The following is a 15,874-nucleotide window of genomic DNA, read 5'->3' as shown; positions in this document are numbered from 1 at the left end:
TTCGCCCCTTTTATAGGGCAAAGCCAGCTATGATGTGCCCTGTAAAGAGGAAAGGTTTAATTCCTTAGTGAGAATGCCCGCCTATTGCAGTCGGTTATTATTCGACGAAGGGTCGGAATATTTCTTTTTGTTGCGCAACATTCTTCTTCTGCCTCGCCAATAAAGGCTCAAGAGCCCGCCAGACGGGGTGGAACGGCACATTCGTGCCACGCGAGCACTCTTCGAGAAAAGTGCTTGATTGAAAACCGAACCGGCGATGCGTCGCCGGTTCACTTATTGCTGAAAAGCCTGGAATGCCCCATGTCGGACCGTTTTGAACTCTTCCTCACCTGCCCCAAGGGCCTCGAAGGCCTGCTGATCGAGGAAGCCGTCGGGCTTGGCCTTGAGGAAGCCCGCGAGCACACCTCGGCCGTGCGCGGCATGGCCGACATGGAAACCGCCTACCGCTTGTGCCTCTGGTCGCGCTTGGCCAACCGCGTGTTGCTGGTGCTCAAGCGTTTCCCGATGAAAGACGCCGAGGATCTTTACCACGGCGTGCTGGACATCGAGTGGGCTGACCACATGGTCCCCGACGGTACCCTCGCGGTAGAGTTCAGCGGGCACGGCTCGGGCATCGACAACACCCACTTCGGCGCGCTGAAGGTCAAGGATGCGATCGTCGACAAACTGCGCACCCCGACCGGCGAACGTCCGTCCATCGACAAGATTAACCCTGACCTGCGCATTCACCTGCGCCTGGACCGTGGCGAAGCGATCCTGTCCCTGGACCTTTCCGGCCACAGCCTGCATCAGCGTGGCTACCGCCTGCAGCAGGGCGCGGCACCCCTGAAGGAAAACCTGGCAGCGGCGATCCTGATTCGCGCCGGCTGGCCACGTATTGCCGCCGAAGGCGGCGCGCTGACCGACCCGATGTGCGGTGTCGGCACCTTCCTGGTTGAAGGCGCAATGATCGCCGCCGACATGGCCCCCAACCTTAACCGCGAGCTGTGGGGTTTCACCACGTGGCTGGGTCACGTCCCGGCGTTGTGGAAAAAGCTGCATACCGAGGCGACTGAGCGGGCGGCCATCGGCATGAACAAGCCGCCGCTGTGGGTACGTGGCTACGAAGCCGACCCGCGCCTGATCCAGCCCGCACGCAACAACATCGAACGCGCCGGCCTGAGCCACTGGATCAAGGTGTACCAGGGCGAAGTGGGCACGTTCGAGCCGCGCCCGGATCAGAATCAGAAAGGTTTGGTGATCTGCAACCCACCCTACGGTGAGCGCCTGGGTGACGAAGCCAGCCTGTTGTATCTCTATCAGAACCTCGGCGAACGCTTGCGCCAAGCCTGTATGGGCTGGGAAGCCGCAGTGTTCACCGGCGCGCCGGACCTGGGCAAGCGCATGGGTATCCGCAGCCACAAACAGTATTCGTTCTGGAACGGCGCATTGCCGTGCAAGTTGCTGCTGATCAAGGTCAATCCGGACCAGTTCGTCACCGGCGAGCGCCGCACCCCGGAACAGCGCCAGGCCGAACGTGAGCAGGCGGCTTACGACCAGGCCCCGAGCGAGCCGGCAGAGCGTCAGTACAACAAGAACGGCAACCCGATCAAGCCCGCCCCGGCCCCCGTGGTGGAGCAGGCGCGCCTGAGCGAAGGCGGGCAGATGTTTGCCAACCGCCTGCAGAAGAACCTCAAGCTGCTGGGCAAATGGGCCAAGCGCGAAGGGGTGGATTGCTACCGTGTGTATGACGCCGACATGCCTGAGTACTCCATGGCGATCGACCTGTACCACGATTGGGTGCACGTGCAGGAATACGCGGCGCCAAAATCCATCGACCCGGAAAAAGCCTCGGCCCGCATGTTCGATGCCTTGGCGGCAATTCCCCAGGCACTGAACGTCGACAAGAGCCGTGTGGTGGTCAAGCGTCGTGAGCGTCAGAGCGGCACCAAGCAATACGAGCGTCAGAGTGCCCAAGGCAAGTTCACCGAGGTCAGTGAAGGCGGCGTTAAGTTGCTGGTCAACCTCACCGATTACCTGGACACCGGCCTGTTCCTCGACCATCGCCCGATGCGCATGCGCATCCAGAAGGAAGCGGCGGGCAAGCGCTTCCTCAATCTGTATTGCTACACCGCCACAGCCAGTGTGCATGCTGCCAAGGGCGGCGCGCGCAGCACCACCAGCGTCGACCTGTCCAAGACCTATCTGGACTGGGCGCGTCGCAATTTCTCCCTCAACGGCTTCTCCGACAAGAACCGCCTGGAACAGGGTGACGTGATGGCGTGGCTGGAAGCGAGCCGCGATGAATTCGACATGATTTTCATCGACCCGCCGACCTTCTCCAACTCCAAGCGCATGGAAGGCATCTTCGACGTGCAGCGTGACCATGTGCAGTTGCTCGACCTGGCCATGGCACGCCTGGCGCCGGGTGGCGTGCTGTACTTCTCCAACAACTTCCGCAAGTTCCAGCTGGAAGACAACCTCAGCGAACGCTATGCGGTCGAGGAAATCAGCGACAAGACCATCGACCCTGATTTTGCGCGCAATGCCAAGATCCACCGCGCCTGGAAAATCACCGCACGCTGATTTTTCTCTGTAGGAGCGAGCTTGCTCGCGAAGATCGTCAACGATAGCGCTGCGTATCCGGTTTAACGCAGCGCTCTCAGGTTCTTCGCGAGCAAGCTCGCTCCTATTGTTTTTGCACTGGTCAAACCCATGACCGATGGCTATAACTTAAGCCCTAGCCAAAGTGACACCCCCGCACACTGGCGCTGTGAGTGTTGCCTATGCCGATGCAAGTCGTTCGCCCGAAAATCCTTGGTTTTATCAGTGAGCAGGCATCGGCTTGGCTGGTGGCATTGGTGGTGTTACTGGTCGGTAGCGCGCTGACGGTGGTCGTCGCGTGGGCGGCTTCGGACCTGTATCAGCAGCAGGTGCGCCAGCGGTTCCAGTTGCTGGTCAACGAACGCTACAGCCGCATCCAGGAACGTTTTGAAGATCAGGAACAACGCCTGGGCAGCCTGCAGCGTTTCTTCGTCAATTCCGCAGAGGTATCCCGCGCCGAGTTCGACGGTTTCGCCAAACCGCTGTTGTTGCATGCCCGTGCCTATGCCTGGGCACCACGGATATTTCGTACGCAGCGCAGCTTGTTTGAGCAGGACATTTCTCGCCAGCGTGGCATTCCCTTCAGTATCCGCGAACTGAATACTGCAGGTGAGTTGGCGCCCGCGGCCGAGCGCGATGAATACGTACCGGTGCTGTACAGCCAGACCCAAAGTTTGCTGGGCTCGCCGCTGGGCTTTGATCTGCTGGCCCAGCCCCTGCGCCGGTCAGCGCTGGCGCGTGCGCAAGAAAGCGGCCAGTTGGCGGTGTCACAGCCCATGCAATTGGTGGGTGTGGAGCCCGCTTATGCGGCAGGCGTGTTGTTGGTGGCGCCCGTGAGCAAAGTCGCAGATGCCGAGCCTTACGGCTTTGTGATGGCGGTGATCAGCATGCGCCAGCTGGTGGCCGAGGGGTTGCCCAGGCCCAACCGGGACAACCTGGTGATGCAGATCGTAGACACCTCCGACACCCAGCAACGGGTGTTGTACGCGTCCAGTAACGCCTTGGGCAGCAGTGGCTTGACGGCTGCACGTCGCCTCACCCTGGGCGATCATGTCTACGCCCTGAGCCTGAGCGCCAGCGAAGTGTTCGACAAGGCCAACCATTCTTCGATGCACGCCATTCTGGCGATGGGCGTGTTGCTCAGCGCCTTGCTCAGTGCGCTGCTTTACATGCTGGTCAGCCAGCGCCAGCGCGCACTGAAACTGGTGGAGCAACGCACCGTTCAATTGCGTGCCCGTGAGCAGGAGTTGCGCGGTGCCCATGGGCAACTGCGCAGCGTGCTGAATGCGGCGACTCAAGTGGCGATCATTGCCACTGACCTGCGCGGTGTGATCAACACCTTCAATGCCGGTGCCGAACAGATGTTGGGCTTTACGGCCGAGGAGGTGCTGGGGCATATGACCTTGGACCGCCTGCACGTGGCCGCGGAACTCGACGCCCGCGCTGAGCCGTTGAGCAGGGCGCTGGGCAAGCGCATTCCAGCGAGCCAGGCGATGCTGGTGGAGAGCCCGGACAGTCAACATGAAGGGCGTGAGTGGACGCTGGTGCGCAAGGATGGCAGCCAACTGACGGTCAACATGTTGCCGACCGTGCTCTTGGATGACCATGGCCTGTGGGTCGGGCACTTGGCGATTTACCTGGATGTCACCGAGCAAAAGCGCGCCTATGAGGCCCTTGCGGTACGCGACCGCCTGCTGAAAAAACTCAGTGCCCATGTACCGGATGGAATCTTCCAGTTCACTTTGGAACCACAGGACAATTGGCGTTTCATCTATGCCAGCGAAGGCATGCGCGATATCTATGAAATCGAACTGGGCGTGCTGCAGCAGGATGCGGGCAAGGTGCTGGAGCGCATTCACCCTTTGGACCTGGAGCGAGTGCGTGCCTCGATACGCCTTTCTGCGTTGCAACTGAGCCATTGGCGCGAAGAGTACCGCGTGCAATTACCTCAGCGAGGCCTGCGCTGGATTCGCGGCGAAGCGACGCCGGAAGAATTGCCGGGAGGCGGTACGCTTTGGCACGGTTATGTATCGGATATTTCTGATCTCAAACGGGTCGAGGATGAACTGCGCGCACTGTCCATTACCGACTCCCTGACAGGGATCTATAACCGGCGCTATTTCCAGGATCGTCTCAAGGGCGAAATGCTCCGGCTCAACCGTACCTCTGGCGCGCTGTCGTTGATCATGCTCGATATCGACCACTTCAAGCGCATCAACGATCAGCACGGCCATGCCGTGGGCGACGGCGTGTTGCAGGAGTTGTGCAAGCGTATCGGCCAACGCTTGCGCCGTACCGATGTATTTTGCCGGCTGGGTGGGGAAGAGTTTGTGGTGCTGTGCCCCAACACTGATGGCGCACAGGCTTACAGCCTGGCGATGCAGTTGTGGCAGTCGTTGCGTGATGCGGCGATGGAGCCGGTGGGGGTGGTTACCGCCAGCTTCGGCGTAGCCAGTTGGCGGATCGACGAAGGTATCGATGGCTTGCTGCTGCGCGCTGATTCGGCGGTGTACGTGGCCAAGCAGGCGGGCAGGGATCGCGTCGAGGAAGCCCTGACGCTTGAATGATCGTTCCCACGCTCTGCGTGGGAATGCATCCTAAGACGCTCCGCGTCACGCCTTGAGCGCGGACGCAGAGCGTCCAAAACAGCATTCCCACGCAGAGCGTGGGAACGATCAGACAGGGTGATGTGGTGCTTTAGAGAACCGGTGCGGCTGCAACGGCCTTCGGCTGGCGATACAGGTCCAGCAGCACCTGATCCAACACCGACGAGGCTCCCCAAGGCTTGGAGTCGTTGAGAATCGCCACCACCGCCCAGGTATTGCCATTGTTGTCGCGGCTGTAACCGGCAATGGCGCGCACGGTGTTCAAGGTGCCGGTCTTCACATGGGCTTCGCCGCGCAGGGCGGTGGTTTTCAGGCGTTTACGCATGGTGCCGTCGGTGCCGGCGATCGGCATCGAGCTGATGTACTCCGCCGCATAAGGGCTTTTCCACGCGGCTTGCAGCATGGCCGCCATCTCGCGGGCGCTGACCCGTTCGGCGCGGGACAGGCCGGAGCCGTTTTCCATCACCAGGTGCGGCGCGGTGATGCCTTTCTTGGCCAGCCACTGGCGCACGACGCGTTGCGCGGCCTTGGCATCGTCGCCATCGGCATCGTTGCGAAACTGCGCACCCAGGCTCAGGAATAACTGCTGAGCCATAGTGTTGTTACTGTACTTGTTGATGTCGCGGATGATCTCCGCCAGGTCCGGCGAGAAGGCGCGGGCAAGTACCTTGGCATCCTTGGGCACCGGTGCCTGGATGTCACGGCCCTGGATGGTACCGCCCAATTCCTTCCAGATCGCCCGTACAGCACCTGCAGTGTAGGTGGCGTGGTCGAGCAGCGACAGGTAAGTCTGCGAGCTGCAGCCATCACCCAGTTGGCCGCTGACGGTCACGGTCACGCTGCCGTCGGCAGCGGTCACCGGGCTGTAGCGCACGTCACCGGTGCACTGCTTGGCGTTGGTGACTTTCACCTGGTTGTCGATGCGAATGCTGGCAATCGGCGGCTCGACCGATACGATCACCCGCCCCGAATCATTGCGGGTCACGAAGCGCAGGGCCTTGAGGTTGACCAGCAAGGCGTCGGGCTTGACCAGGAACGGCTTGTTCTCATCGTTGCCGTCGTCGTTGAACTCGGGCAATTGCGGCTGGTTGAAGAAATTGCGGTCTAGCACCAGGTCGCCAGTGACTTGCTGCACGCCATTGGCACGCAGGTCGCGCATCAGCAACCAGAGCTTTTCCATGTTCAGTTTGGGATCGCCGCCGCCCTTGAGGTACAGGTTGCCACGCAGCACGCCGCCGCTGAGGGTGCCATCGGTGTAGAACTCGGTCTTCCACTGATGGTTGGGGCCGAGCATTTCCAGGGCCGCATAAGTGGTGACCAGCTTCATGGTGGAAGCCGGGTTCACCGAGACGTCGGCGTTGAAGACCGTAGGGGTACCAGGGCCGTTCAGGGGCAGCATCACCAGGGACAGCGCGGTATTTTGCAGCTTGGCCTTCTGCAAGGCCTGCGCAACGCTGGGTGGCAGGGTGTTATTGACGGGAGCGGCGCAAACGGAAAAGGCCAGGGGCAAGACAACACTGGCAAGTAACACTGAGCGCAAAGATTTGATCATAAGAAATAAAACCCTACTGCTGAGGAGGGTGAAAAAGGCGAGGGGTATGGAAGAAAATCCCTCATTGGTCACGAAAGTGTCGGCATTATGCCCCAAGCTGGCGCCACGTGTAGCTGAACGATAGCTGCTAATCATGGTTTTTTTGCGCGCATTTGCCCGTCGGTCCCAGAGAGTCGGGCAATTGCCGCCTTAAACTGCTAAAGTGCCGCCCGTTAATACTTATGAGGATTGTTCCAATGGCGACTAACCGTTCCCAGCGTCTGCGCAAAAAACTGTGCGTTGATGAATTTCAAGAGCTGGGTTTCGAACTGAACCTGGACTTCAACGAAGGCCTGAGTGAAGAAGCTATCGACGCTTTCCTCGAAGCATTCATCAAAGAAGCCATGGAAGCCAATGGCCTGGGCTATGTCGGCGGCGATGACTACGGTCTGGTTTGCCTGCAAAAGCGTGGCTCGGTCTCCGAAGAGCAGCGTGCTGCCGTGGAAGCCTGGCTGAAAACCCGTTCCGAGCTGACCAAGGCTGAAGTCAGCCCGTTGCTGGACGTGTGGTATCCGGAAAAGCCGATCAACGCGGCTAAGTGATACTGAAAAAAACGGCGACCTGAGGGTCGCCGTTTTTTTATGCCTTGCGCCAATTCAGAATCAGCAGCGTCAACACCCCCGCCACAATCCCCCAGAACGCCGAACCGATGGAAAACAACGTCAAGCCTGACGCCGTGACCATAAAGGTGATCAGCGCCGCTTCCCGTTCCTTCGGCTCATTCATGGCGATGCTCAAGCCATTGATGATCGAGCCAAACAACGCCAACGCCGCAATCGACAGCACCAGTTCCTTGGGCAGGGCTGCGAACAATGCTGCCAGCGTGGCGCCGAATACCCCGGCAATCCCATAGAACACCCCACACCACACCGCAGCGGTGTAGCGCTTGTTGCGGTCTTCATGGGCGTGCGGCCCGGTGCAGATCGCGGCGCTGATCGCCGCCAGGTTGATGCCGTGGGAGCCGAACGGTGCCAGCACCAATGACGCCAGGCCAGTGGTAGTGATCAACGGCGACGCCGGCACGGTGTAGCCGTCGGCTCGCAGCACGGCTACGCCGGGCATGTTCTGCGAGGTCATGGCCACCACGAACAGCGGAATGCCGATGCTGATGGTCGCCGCCAGCGAGAAGTGCGGCGTCGTCCAAACGGGCGTCGCCACCTCCAGATGAAAACCGCTGAAATCCAGCAGCCCCATCAGCCCTGACAAGGCGGTACCGATGAGCAAGGCGGCCAGCACGGCATAACGCGGCGACAGGCGCTTGATGATCAGGTAGGTGAAGAACATCCCCAGCACCAGCCCGGTACGATGCTGGGCGGCGACGAAAATCTCGCTGCCGATCTTGAACAGGATCCCCGCCAGCAACGCCGCCGCCAGTGACGCCGGAATCCGCTTGACCAGTTTCTCAAAGCTGCCGGTCAACCCGCAGAGCGTCACCAGTACCGCGCAGGTGATGTAGGCACCGATGGCCTCGCCATAGCTCACGCCGCCCAGGCTGGTGATGAGCAGCGCCGCGCCAGGGGTGGACCAGGCGATGGTGATCGGTGTGCGATAGCGCAGGGACAGGCCGATGCTGCACACCGCCATGCCGATGGAAATCGCCCAGATCCACGAAGAAATCTGCGCCGTGGTCAAGCCGGCGGCCTGGCCGGCCTGGAACATCAGCACCAGGGAGCTGGTGTAGCCGGTCATCATGGCGATAAAGCCGGCGACGACGGCCGACGCAGAAGTGTCGGCCAGTGGGCGCAAGGGCGCTTGGGTGGCGTCGGTCATGGAGAGGTGTTCCTTATTGCCGGGAATTTGCCGCTGGCGGCTCTGATTCAAGCCTAAACTCAAACGTAACGAGTCATTGCAATACAGCCGAGCCCGCAAACAGCCGTACAGTGTGTTGGCGCAGTGGGTTGTGTACAATGTGCGCTGTTTTTAGGTGATACTTGCCAGCGACACGCTGTTGCCGTATTACCGTTAATTCGCCGTTCTCAAACCCGAGTGCCCATGAACGAACAGTTGCAACCTCTCAAGAAACAACCGCGAGCCGGCAAGGCCGGTCGCAGCGGAACCCAGGACGATATCGTCTATGCGCATATCTTCGAGGCGATCCTTGAACAACGCCTGGCGCCCGGAACCAAATTGAGTGAAGAGGCACTGGGCGAGATCTTCGGCGTGAGCCGCACCATCATTCGCCGCGCGCTGTCGCGCCTGGCTCATGAAAGCGTGGTACTGCTGCGGCCCAATCGCGGTGCGGTGGTTGCCAGCCCAAGCGTCGAAGAAGCACGCCAGGTGTTCATGGCCAGGCGCCTGGTGGAGCGGGCGATCACAGAATTGGCGGTGCAGCACGCCACGGCCGAGCAGCTGGCCGAGTTGCGCCAGATGGTCAACGACGAGCGCGACAGCTTCTCGCGCGGTGACCGTGGCGCCGGTATCCGTCTCTCTGGCGAATTCCACTTGAAGCTGGCCGAAGCCGCGAAGAACGCGCCGCTGATCAGCTTCCAGCGCAGCCTGGTGTCCCAGACCTCATTGATCATCGCCCAGTATGAAAGCGGCAACCGCTCGCACTGTTCCTACGATGAGCACACCCAGTTGATCGACGCGATCGAAGCCCGGGATGCGACGTTGGCGGTGAACTTGATGATGCATCACATGGATCACATCGACAGCAAGCTCAACCTCGATGAAGAGAGTGCGTCGGATGATTTGCATGCGGTGTTTTCGCACCTTTTACAGACTAAAAAACCTGGGCGTTCGTCTGTAAAGTTGTAAATCCAATCAAATGTGGGAGCTGGCTTGTGTGGGAGCTGGCTTGCCTGCGATAGCATCACCGCGGTGTAACTGACATACCGCGGTGCCTGCATCGCGGGCAAGCCCGGCTCCCACACAAGCCCCTCCCACATTGGTTTTGTGGGGGGCTCTGAGATCAGCGCTGGTGAACGAGCTGCCCGGCTGCATAGGTTTGCAGCACCGTCCGGTCATCCCCCAACGTCATCAGTACAAACAACGTCTCGGCAATGTTATTGGCCTGTTTCAGGCGGTAGCTCAGCAGCGGCGTGGCGTTGTAATCCAACACCAGGAAGTCTGCATCGGTGCCTGGTTGCAACGTGCCGATCTTGTCTTCCAGGCGCAGCGCTCGAGCGCCGCCCAGGGTCGCCAGGTACAGTGACTTGAACGGGCTCAAGCGCGCACCTTGCAGCTGCATGACCTTGTACGCTTCGTTCAGGGTTTGCAGCAGCGAGAAGCTGGTGCCGCCACCCACGTCGGTGCCCAGGCCCACGTTCAAGTTGTGTTTTTCGGCCATCGGCAGGTTGAACAGACCACTGCCGAGGAAGAAGTTCGACGTCGGGCAGAACGCGACTGCCGAGCCGGTCTCTGCCAGCCGTGCGCATTCGTCATCGCACAGGTGTACGCCGTGGGCAAACACCGAGCGCTCGCCGAGCAGCTTGTAGTGGTCGTAGACATCCAGGTAGCCGTTGCGCTCCGGGAACAGCTCATTGACCCACTCGATTTCCTGCTTGTTTTCGCTGATGTGGGTCTGCATGTACAAATCCGGGTATTCGCCCAGCAACTGACCGGCCAGCGTCAATTGCTCCGGCGTACTCGTAGGGGCGAAGCGTGGCGTCACCGCGTAATGCAGGCGCCCCTTGCCGTGCCAGCGTTCGATCAGCGCCTTGCTTTCCTGGTAGCCGGATTCGGCGGTGTCGGTCAGGTAATCAGGCGCGTTGCGGTCCATCATCACCTTGCCGGCAATCATGCGCAGGTCGAGTTTCTCGGCCGCTTCAAAGAATGCATTCACCGATTGCGGGTGCACGCTGCCGAACACCAGCGCTGTGGTGGTGCCGTTGCGCAGCAACTCCTTGATGAAAATATCCGCGACTTCTTCGGCGTGAGCCTTGTCGGCAAACTGGCTTTCACAAGGGAAGGTGTAGGTGTTGAGCCAGTCCAGCAGTTGCTCGCCATAGGCGCCGACCATCCCGGTCTGTGGCAGGTGGATATGGGTGTCGATCAAGCCAGGGGTAATCAGCGCGTCCTGGTAATGGGTGATGTCGATATCGGCGGGCAGGCTCGGCAGCAGGTCGCTGGCGTGACCAAGGGCGCTGATCTGGCCGTTGTCGATCACCAGCAGGCCGTCCTCGAAATATTCATAGGAGGCTTCGATCCCGACCACGGCAGGGTCGGCGATGCTGTGCAGGATGGCGGCACGGTAGGCTTTGCGAGTCAAAGGCATGATCGTCTCGATTTAGATAGCTTGGCTGCGGCGTGAAGCCGGCAGCAGTTTGGCAATAGGTTCGGCGCCGGCAAGGTGCTGGCCGAAATTGGCGTTATAGGTGGCAATGATTTCGCCGGCGATGGAGATGGCGATCTCCACCGGGAGCTTGCCCTTGACCTCGGGGAGGCCCATGGGGCAGCGCATGCGTTGCAATTGCGCGGCGTCAAAGCCGCGATCACGCAGGCGGTGTTCGAATTTGACCCGCTTGGTTTTCGAGCCGATCAGGCCGAAGTAGGCGAAGTCGTTGCGCTTGAGCAGGGCGGCGGTCAGTTCCAGGTCCAGCGCGTGGTTGTGGGTCATGACGATGCAGTAACTGCCTGCTGGCAAGTCGGCAATTTCGTCGACCGGCTCTTCGCTGACGATTTTACGCACGCCTTGGGGGATGTGCTGCGGGAATTCCTGCTCGCGGGAATCGATCCAGCGCACCCGGCAGGGCAGGCTTGCCAGCAATGGCACCAACGCACGGCCGACATGGCCGGCGCCAAACACGGCGATGTGCGCCTGCGCCTGGCCCATGGGCTCGAACAACAGCACGGTGACGCCACCGCAGCACTGGCCCAGGCTGGCGCCGAGGCTGAAGCGCTCCAGATGAGTGTTCTGCTGGCCGCGCACCAACATGTCTCGGGCGATCTGCATCGCCTTGTATTCCAGGTGCCCGCCGCCGATGGTGTCGAAGGTGTGCGCGGCGCTGATGACCATCTTGGAACCGGCGTTGCGCGGGGTTGAGCCGAGTTCCTCGATGATGGTGACGAGCACGCAGGGTTCGCCCTGGTTGTGCAGGGTGGCGAGGGCGCTGATCCAGTTGTCCATGTCTACCTCAACATTTCTGCTGTTAGTTCGGCCGCTATCGCAGGCAAGCCAGCTCCCACATTTGATCGGGTTAGCACCTCAAAATGTGGGAGCCGGGCTTGCCCGCGATGGCAGCGCCTGGGTCTAGAGCGAAGCCAATTCAGTGTCAGCCTCGACAGCCTTCGCCGCCCGCAACTGCCGCATCTGCTCACACCCCCACAACACCCGCTCGGGCGTGGCCGGCGCATCGATCTTGGGCTGCTGGCGATAGTCAGCCAAACTCGCCACCGCGTCCTTGATCGCACACCACGACGCAATCCCCAGCATGAACGGCGGCTCGCCCACGGCCTTGGAATGGAACACCGTGTCTTCCGGGTTCTTGCGGTTCTCTACCAGCTTCACCCGCAGGTCCAGCGGCATGTCGGCCACTGCCGGGATCTTGTAGCTGGCCGGGCCGTTGGTCATCAGCTTGCCTTTGTTGTTCCATACCAGCTCTTCCATGGTCAGCCAGCCCATGCCCTGGATGAAGCCGCCTTCCACCTGGCCGATGTCGATGGCCGGGTTCAGCGAGGCGCCCACGTCATGCAGGATGTCGGTGCGCAGCATTTTGTATTCGCCGGTCAGGGTGTCGACGATCACTTCGCAGCAGGCCGCGCCGAACGCGTAGTAGTAGAACGGCCGCCCGCGTGACTGGCTGCGGTCGTAGAAGATTTTCGGGGTTTTGTAGAAACCTGTGCTGGAGAGCGATACCTGGGCGAAATACGCCTGCTGGATCAACGCCTCGAAGCTCAGGATCTGCTCGCGCACGCGCACATGGCCGTTGCGAAACTCCACGTCCGCCTCGCTTACGTCGTACTTGCGCGCCGCAAATTCCACCAGGCGCTGCTTGATGGTTTCGGCCGCATTCTGCGCGGCCTTGCCGTTCAGGTCGGCGCCGCTGGAGGCAGCGGTGGGCGAGGTGTTGGGTACCTTGTCGGTGTTGGTGGCGGTGATCTGGACGCGGTCGATTTCTACCTGGAATACCTCGGCCACGACTTGCGCGACCTTGGTATTCAAGCCCTGGCCCATCTCGGTGCCGCCGTGGTTCAGGTGGATGCTGCCATCGGTGTAGATATGGATCAGCGCGCCGGCCTGGTTGAGGAAACTGGCGGTGAACGAAATACCGAATTTCACCGGGGTCAGCGCCAGGCCTTTTTTCAGGATCGGGCTGTGGGCGTTGTACAGGCGGATCGCTTCGCGGCGCTCTGCGTATTGGCTGCTGGCCTCAAGCTCGGCGGTCATTTCTTCGAGCATGTTGTGTTCGACGGTCTGGTAGTAGTGGGTAACGTTGCGCTCGGTCTTGCCGTAGTAGTTGGCCTTGCGCACGGCCAGCGGGTCTTGGCCTAGATGGCGGGCGATGGCGTCCATCACCTCTTCGATGGCGACCATGCCCTGCGGGCCGCCGAAGCCGCGATAGGCCGTGTTGGAGGCGGTATTGGTCTTGCAGCGATGGCCGTTGACCGTGGCGTCGCCCAGGTAATACGAGTTGTCGGCGTGGAACATGGCGCGGTCGACAATCGAGTTGGACAGGTCCGGCGAACAACCGCAGTTACCCGCCAGTTCCAGGTTGATGCCGTGCAGTCGGCCGTTGTCGTCAAACCCTACGTCGTATTCGATATAGAAGGGGTGGCGCTTGCCGGTCATCAGCATGTCTTCGACCCGTGGCAGGCGCATCTTGGTCGGCTGGCCAGTGAGGCGCGCCACCACGGCGCACAGGCACGCCGGGCTGGCGGCCTGGGTTTCCTTGCCGCCAAAACCACCGCCCATGCGGCGCATGTCGACCACGATCTTGTTCATCGACACATCCAGCACTTCGGCCACCAGCTTCTGCACTTCGGTGGGGTTTTGCGTGGAGCAGTAGACGATCATGCCGCCGTCTTCGGTGGGCATCACCGAAGAGATCTGGGTTTCCAGATAAAAGTGTTCCTGGCCGCCGATATGCAAGGTGCCCTGTATGCGATGCTTGGCGCTTGCCAGCGCAGTGGCCGAGTCGCCGCGTTGGTGGGTGTGGCTGTCGAGCACGAAGTGCTTGTTGCGAAACGCCTCGACCACATCCAGCACTGGCTCCAGGTCTTCATATTCGATCACTGCCGCCATTGCCGCCTTGCGTGCGGTCTCCAGGTCGCGGGCGGCCACGGCCAGCACCACCTGGCCGACGAACTGAACGGTGTCGATGGCCAGCAGTGGGTCGCCGGGCATCAACGGGCCGATGTCTTTCAGGCCCGGTACGTCTTCATGGGTGATCGCAATGCGCACGCCGTCGAAGGCGTAGCAGGGCGCGGTGTCGATGCTGATGATCCGGGCGTGGGCGCGGTCCGACATGCGCGCATACAGGTGCAACTGGTTGGGAAATTCCAGGCGGTCGTCGATGTACTGTGCTTCACCGCTGACGTGTTTGGCGGCGCTGTCATGCTTGACGCTGCGCCCGACTCCGGTGGTGAGGTCCTGGGCAAACAGTGCGGCAAGTTCGGCCTGGGTTTTTACCACGGCGTGATGGTTAGACATAAGCGGTCACCCGAGTCTCGATGTGCGGCGTTTGCAGTTCGATGAAGTATTTGCGCAGCAGGTTCTGCGCGCTGAGCAGGCGGTATTCCTTGCTGGCGCGGAAGTCCGACAGTGGGGTGAAGTCGCCGGCCAGGGCGGTGCAGGCTTTTTCTACCGTGGCCGCATTCCAAGTGGCGCCTACCAGCGCAGCCTCGCAGCGGGTTGCGCGTTTTGGCGTGGCGGCCATGCCGCCGAACGCAACGCGCGCTTCGCTGACCACGCCGTTGTCGATCTTCAGGTTGAACGCTGCGCATACGGCGGAAATATCGTCGTCCAGGCGCTTGGACACCTTGTAGGCCCGGAACAGCGTGTGGCCCTTGGGCACGATGATGGTCTCGATGAACTCGCTGTCCTGGCGCGCGGTGACGCGGTAGTCGATGAAATAGTCTTCCAGCGCCAGGGTGCGGCGGGTGTTGCCCTTGCACAGTACTATCTGCGCGCCCAAGGCAATCAGCAGCGGCGGCGAATCACCAATCGGCGAAGCGTTGCCGATATTGCCGCCCAGGGTGCCTTGGTTGCGAATTTGCAGGGAGGCGAAGCGTTGCAGCAGTTCGCCGAAGTCCGGGTATTCATGGTGCAGCGCGGCGTAGCAGTCGGAGAGGGCGGTGGCCGCGCCGATTTCCAGGCGGTCGTCGAACTGCTCGATGCGCTTCATGGCTTCAATGTTGCCGACGTAGATCATCACCGGCAGGGTGCGGTGGAACTGGGTGACTTCCAGCGCCAGGTCAGTGCCGCCGGCCAGCAGCCGGGCTTGTGGGTAGGCGTCATAGAGGTCGGCCAGGTCGGCAACGGTCAGTGGCACCAGGCAGCGCTTATCACCACTGTTGAGTTCGCCGGTCTGGGTCGGCGCGATAGCCTTGAGGCGGGCGATGGTTTCAGCCTGGCGGCTGTCGAATTGATCCAGGGGCTTGTTGCAGCAGGCCTGTTCGGCGGCGGCGAGAATCGGGCGATAACCGGTGCAGCGGCACAGGTTGCCGGCCAGGGCTTCATGGGCTTTGTGGCTGTCGGGGGCGTCGCTGTTCTTTTGCAGGGCAAACAGCGACATCACGAAGCCCGGGGTGCAAAAGCCGCACTGTGAGCCATGGCACTCGACCATGGCCTGTTGCACGCTGTGCAGTTGACCCTTGTGCTTGAGGTCTTCAACGCTGATCAGTTGTTTGCCGTGCAGCGACGACACGAACGTCAGGCAGGAATTGAGGCTGCGGTAACGAATCTGCTCGGCGCCTTGCTCGTCGGTGTGCAGCTCGCCGACCACCACGGTGCACGCGCCACAGTCGCCGCTGGCGCAGCCTTCCTTGGTACCGGGTTTGCCCACATGCTCGCGCAGATAGTTGAGCACGGTCAGGTTGGGGTCCAGGGCGTGCTCGCTACGGAGTTCCTGGTTAAGTAAAAACTGGATCACGGAAGGCCTCGCAGACTCATTATTGTTGTTAACCGCTTTGCGCCGAATCTAGTCATGTCTGA

10 protein-coding genes are annotated in these 15,874 nt (G+C 61.0%); 4 read left to right on the top strand and 6 right to left on the bottom strand.

Annotated features, from left to right (window positions below; translation table 11 throughout):
• Positions 1-300: 300 nt before the first annotated feature.
• Together rlmKL and JMV15_RS15530 are read left to right on the top strand one after the other, a co-directional pair.
• Entirely contained in the window at positions 301-2,565 is a 2,265-nt protein-coding gene (gene rlmKL, locus JMV15_RS15535; protein WP_014719473.1) for a bifunctional 23S rRNA (guanine(2069)-N(7))-methyltransferase RlmK/23S rRNA (guanine(2445)-N(2))-methyltransferase RlmL, read from the top strand.
• 200 nt (positions 2,566-2,765) lie between these two features.
• Positions 2,766-5,150 carry a sensor domain-containing diguanylate cyclase gene (locus JMV15_RS15530; RefSeq protein WP_201491728.1) on the top strand — a complete coding sequence of 795 codons (2,385 nt, stop codon included), beginning with the start codon at positions 2,766-2,768 and terminating at the stop codon, positions 5,148-5,150.
• Positions 5,151-5,280: 130 nt separating this feature from the next.
• Here JMV15_RS15530 and dacB read toward each other — a convergent pair whose 3' ends face one another.
• Positions 5,281-6,741, bottom strand: a complete 1,461-nt coding sequence (gene dacB / locus JMV15_RS15525) for a D-alanyl-D-alanine carboxypeptidase/D-alanyl-D-alanine endopeptidase (protein ID WP_014719471.1) — start codon at positions 6,739-6,741, stop codon at positions 5,281-5,283.
• Between the two features lie 236 nt (positions 6,742-6,977).
• Here dacB and JMV15_RS15520 point away from each other — a divergent pair, with 236 nt between their 5' ends.
• Positions 6,978-7,322 carry a YggL family protein gene (locus tag JMV15_RS15520; RefSeq protein ID WP_003193255.1) on the top strand — a complete coding sequence of 115 codons (345 nt, stop codon included), beginning with the start codon at positions 6,978-6,980 and terminating at the stop codon, positions 7,320-7,322.
• 37 nt (positions 7,323-7,359) lie between these two features.
• On the opposite strand, the gene JMV15_RS15515 is transcribed toward JMV15_RS15520, so the two are convergent.
• A complete protein-coding gene (locus tag JMV15_RS15515; protein ID WP_019820510.1) occupies positions 7,360-8,550 on the bottom strand; it encodes a benzoate/H(+) symporter BenE family transporter in 1,191 nt (396 codons plus the stop codon).
• Positions 8,551-8,772: 222 nt separating this feature from the next.
• Between JMV15_RS15515 and JMV15_RS15510 the strand changes: the two genes are divergently transcribed.
• Positions 8,773-9,537, top strand: coding sequence for a GntR family transcriptional regulator (locus JMV15_RS15510; RefSeq protein ID WP_014719469.1), 765 nt, complete (start codon positions 8,773-8,775; stop codon positions 9,535-9,537).
• A gap of 154 nt (positions 9,538-9,691) precedes the next feature.
• Here the strand turns inward: JMV15_RS15510 and guaD are convergent, their stop codons facing one another.
• The 4 genes from guaD to xdhA all read right to left on the bottom strand — a co-directional run bounded on the left by guaD (position 9,692) and on the right by xdhA (position 15,812).
• Positions 9,692-10,996 carry a guanine deaminase gene (gene guaD, locus JMV15_RS15505; protein WP_014719468.1) on the bottom strand — a complete coding sequence of 435 codons (1,305 nt, stop codon included), beginning with the start codon at positions 10,994-10,996 and terminating at the stop codon, positions 9,692-9,694.
• Between the two features lie 12 nt (positions 10,997-11,008).
• A complete protein-coding gene (gene xdhC / locus JMV15_RS15500; RefSeq protein ID WP_014719467.1) occupies positions 11,009-11,848 on the bottom strand; it encodes a xanthine dehydrogenase accessory protein XdhC in 840 nt (279 codons plus the stop codon).
• Positions 11,849-11,971: 123 nt separating this feature from the next.
• Entirely contained in the window at positions 11,972-14,371 is a 2,400-nt protein-coding gene (gene xdhB / locus JMV15_RS15495) for a xanthine dehydrogenase molybdopterin binding subunit (protein WP_019820507.1), read from the bottom strand.
• Entirely contained in the window at positions 14,364-15,812 is a 1,449-nt protein-coding gene (gene xdhA, locus JMV15_RS15490; protein WP_014719465.1) for a xanthine dehydrogenase small subunit, read from the bottom strand. The genes xdhB and xdhA overlap by 8 nt, the downstream gene beginning before the upstream one ends.
• Positions 15,813-15,874: the final 62 nt, after the last annotated feature.

Source organism: Pseudomonas paracarnis, assembly GCF_904063055.1.
Classification (GTDB): domain Bacteria; phylum Pseudomonadota; class Gammaproteobacteria; order Pseudomonadales; family Pseudomonadaceae; genus Aquipseudomonas; species Aquipseudomonas paracarnis.
The sequence above is the reverse complement of the archived record's forward strand: the minus strand, read 5'-3'. Positions and strand labels throughout refer to the sequence as shown.

Bases quoted from the DNA above. Each gene is read 5' to 3' on its own strand.
- dacB (WP_014719471.1), bottom strand. From the start codon at position 6,741: ATGATCAAATCTTTGCGCTCAGTGTTACTTGCCAGTGTTGTCTTGCCC.
- JMV15_RS15530 (WP_201491728.1), top strand. From the start codon at position 2,766: ATGCCGATGCAAGTCGTTCGCCCGAAAATCCTTGGTTTTATCAGTGAG.
- JMV15_RS15510 (WP_014719469.1), top strand. From the start codon at position 8,773: ATGAACGAACAGTTGCAACCTCTCAAGAAACAACCGCGAGCCGGCAAG.
- JMV15_RS15515 (WP_019820510.1), bottom strand. From the start codon at position 8,550: ATGACCGACGCCACCCAAGCGCCCTTGCGCCCACTGGCCGACACTTCT.
- JMV15_RS15520 (WP_003193255.1), top strand. From the start codon at position 6,978: ATGGCGACTAACCGTTCCCAGCGTCTGCGCAAAAAACTGTGCGTTGAT.
- guaD (WP_014719468.1), bottom strand. From the start codon at position 10,996: ATGCCTTTGACTCGCAAAGCCTACCGTGCCGCCATCCTGCACAGCATC.
- rlmKL (WP_014719473.1), top strand. From the start codon at position 301: ATGTCGGACCGTTTTGAACTCTTCCTCACCTGCCCCAAGGGCCTCGAA.
- xdhB (WP_019820507.1), bottom strand. From the start codon at position 14,371: ATGTCTAACCATCACGCCGTGGTAAAAACCCAGGCCGAACTTGCCGCA.
- xdhC (WP_014719467.1), bottom strand. From the start codon at position 11,848: ATGGACAACTGGATCAGCGCCCTCGCCACCCTGCACAACCAGGGCGAA.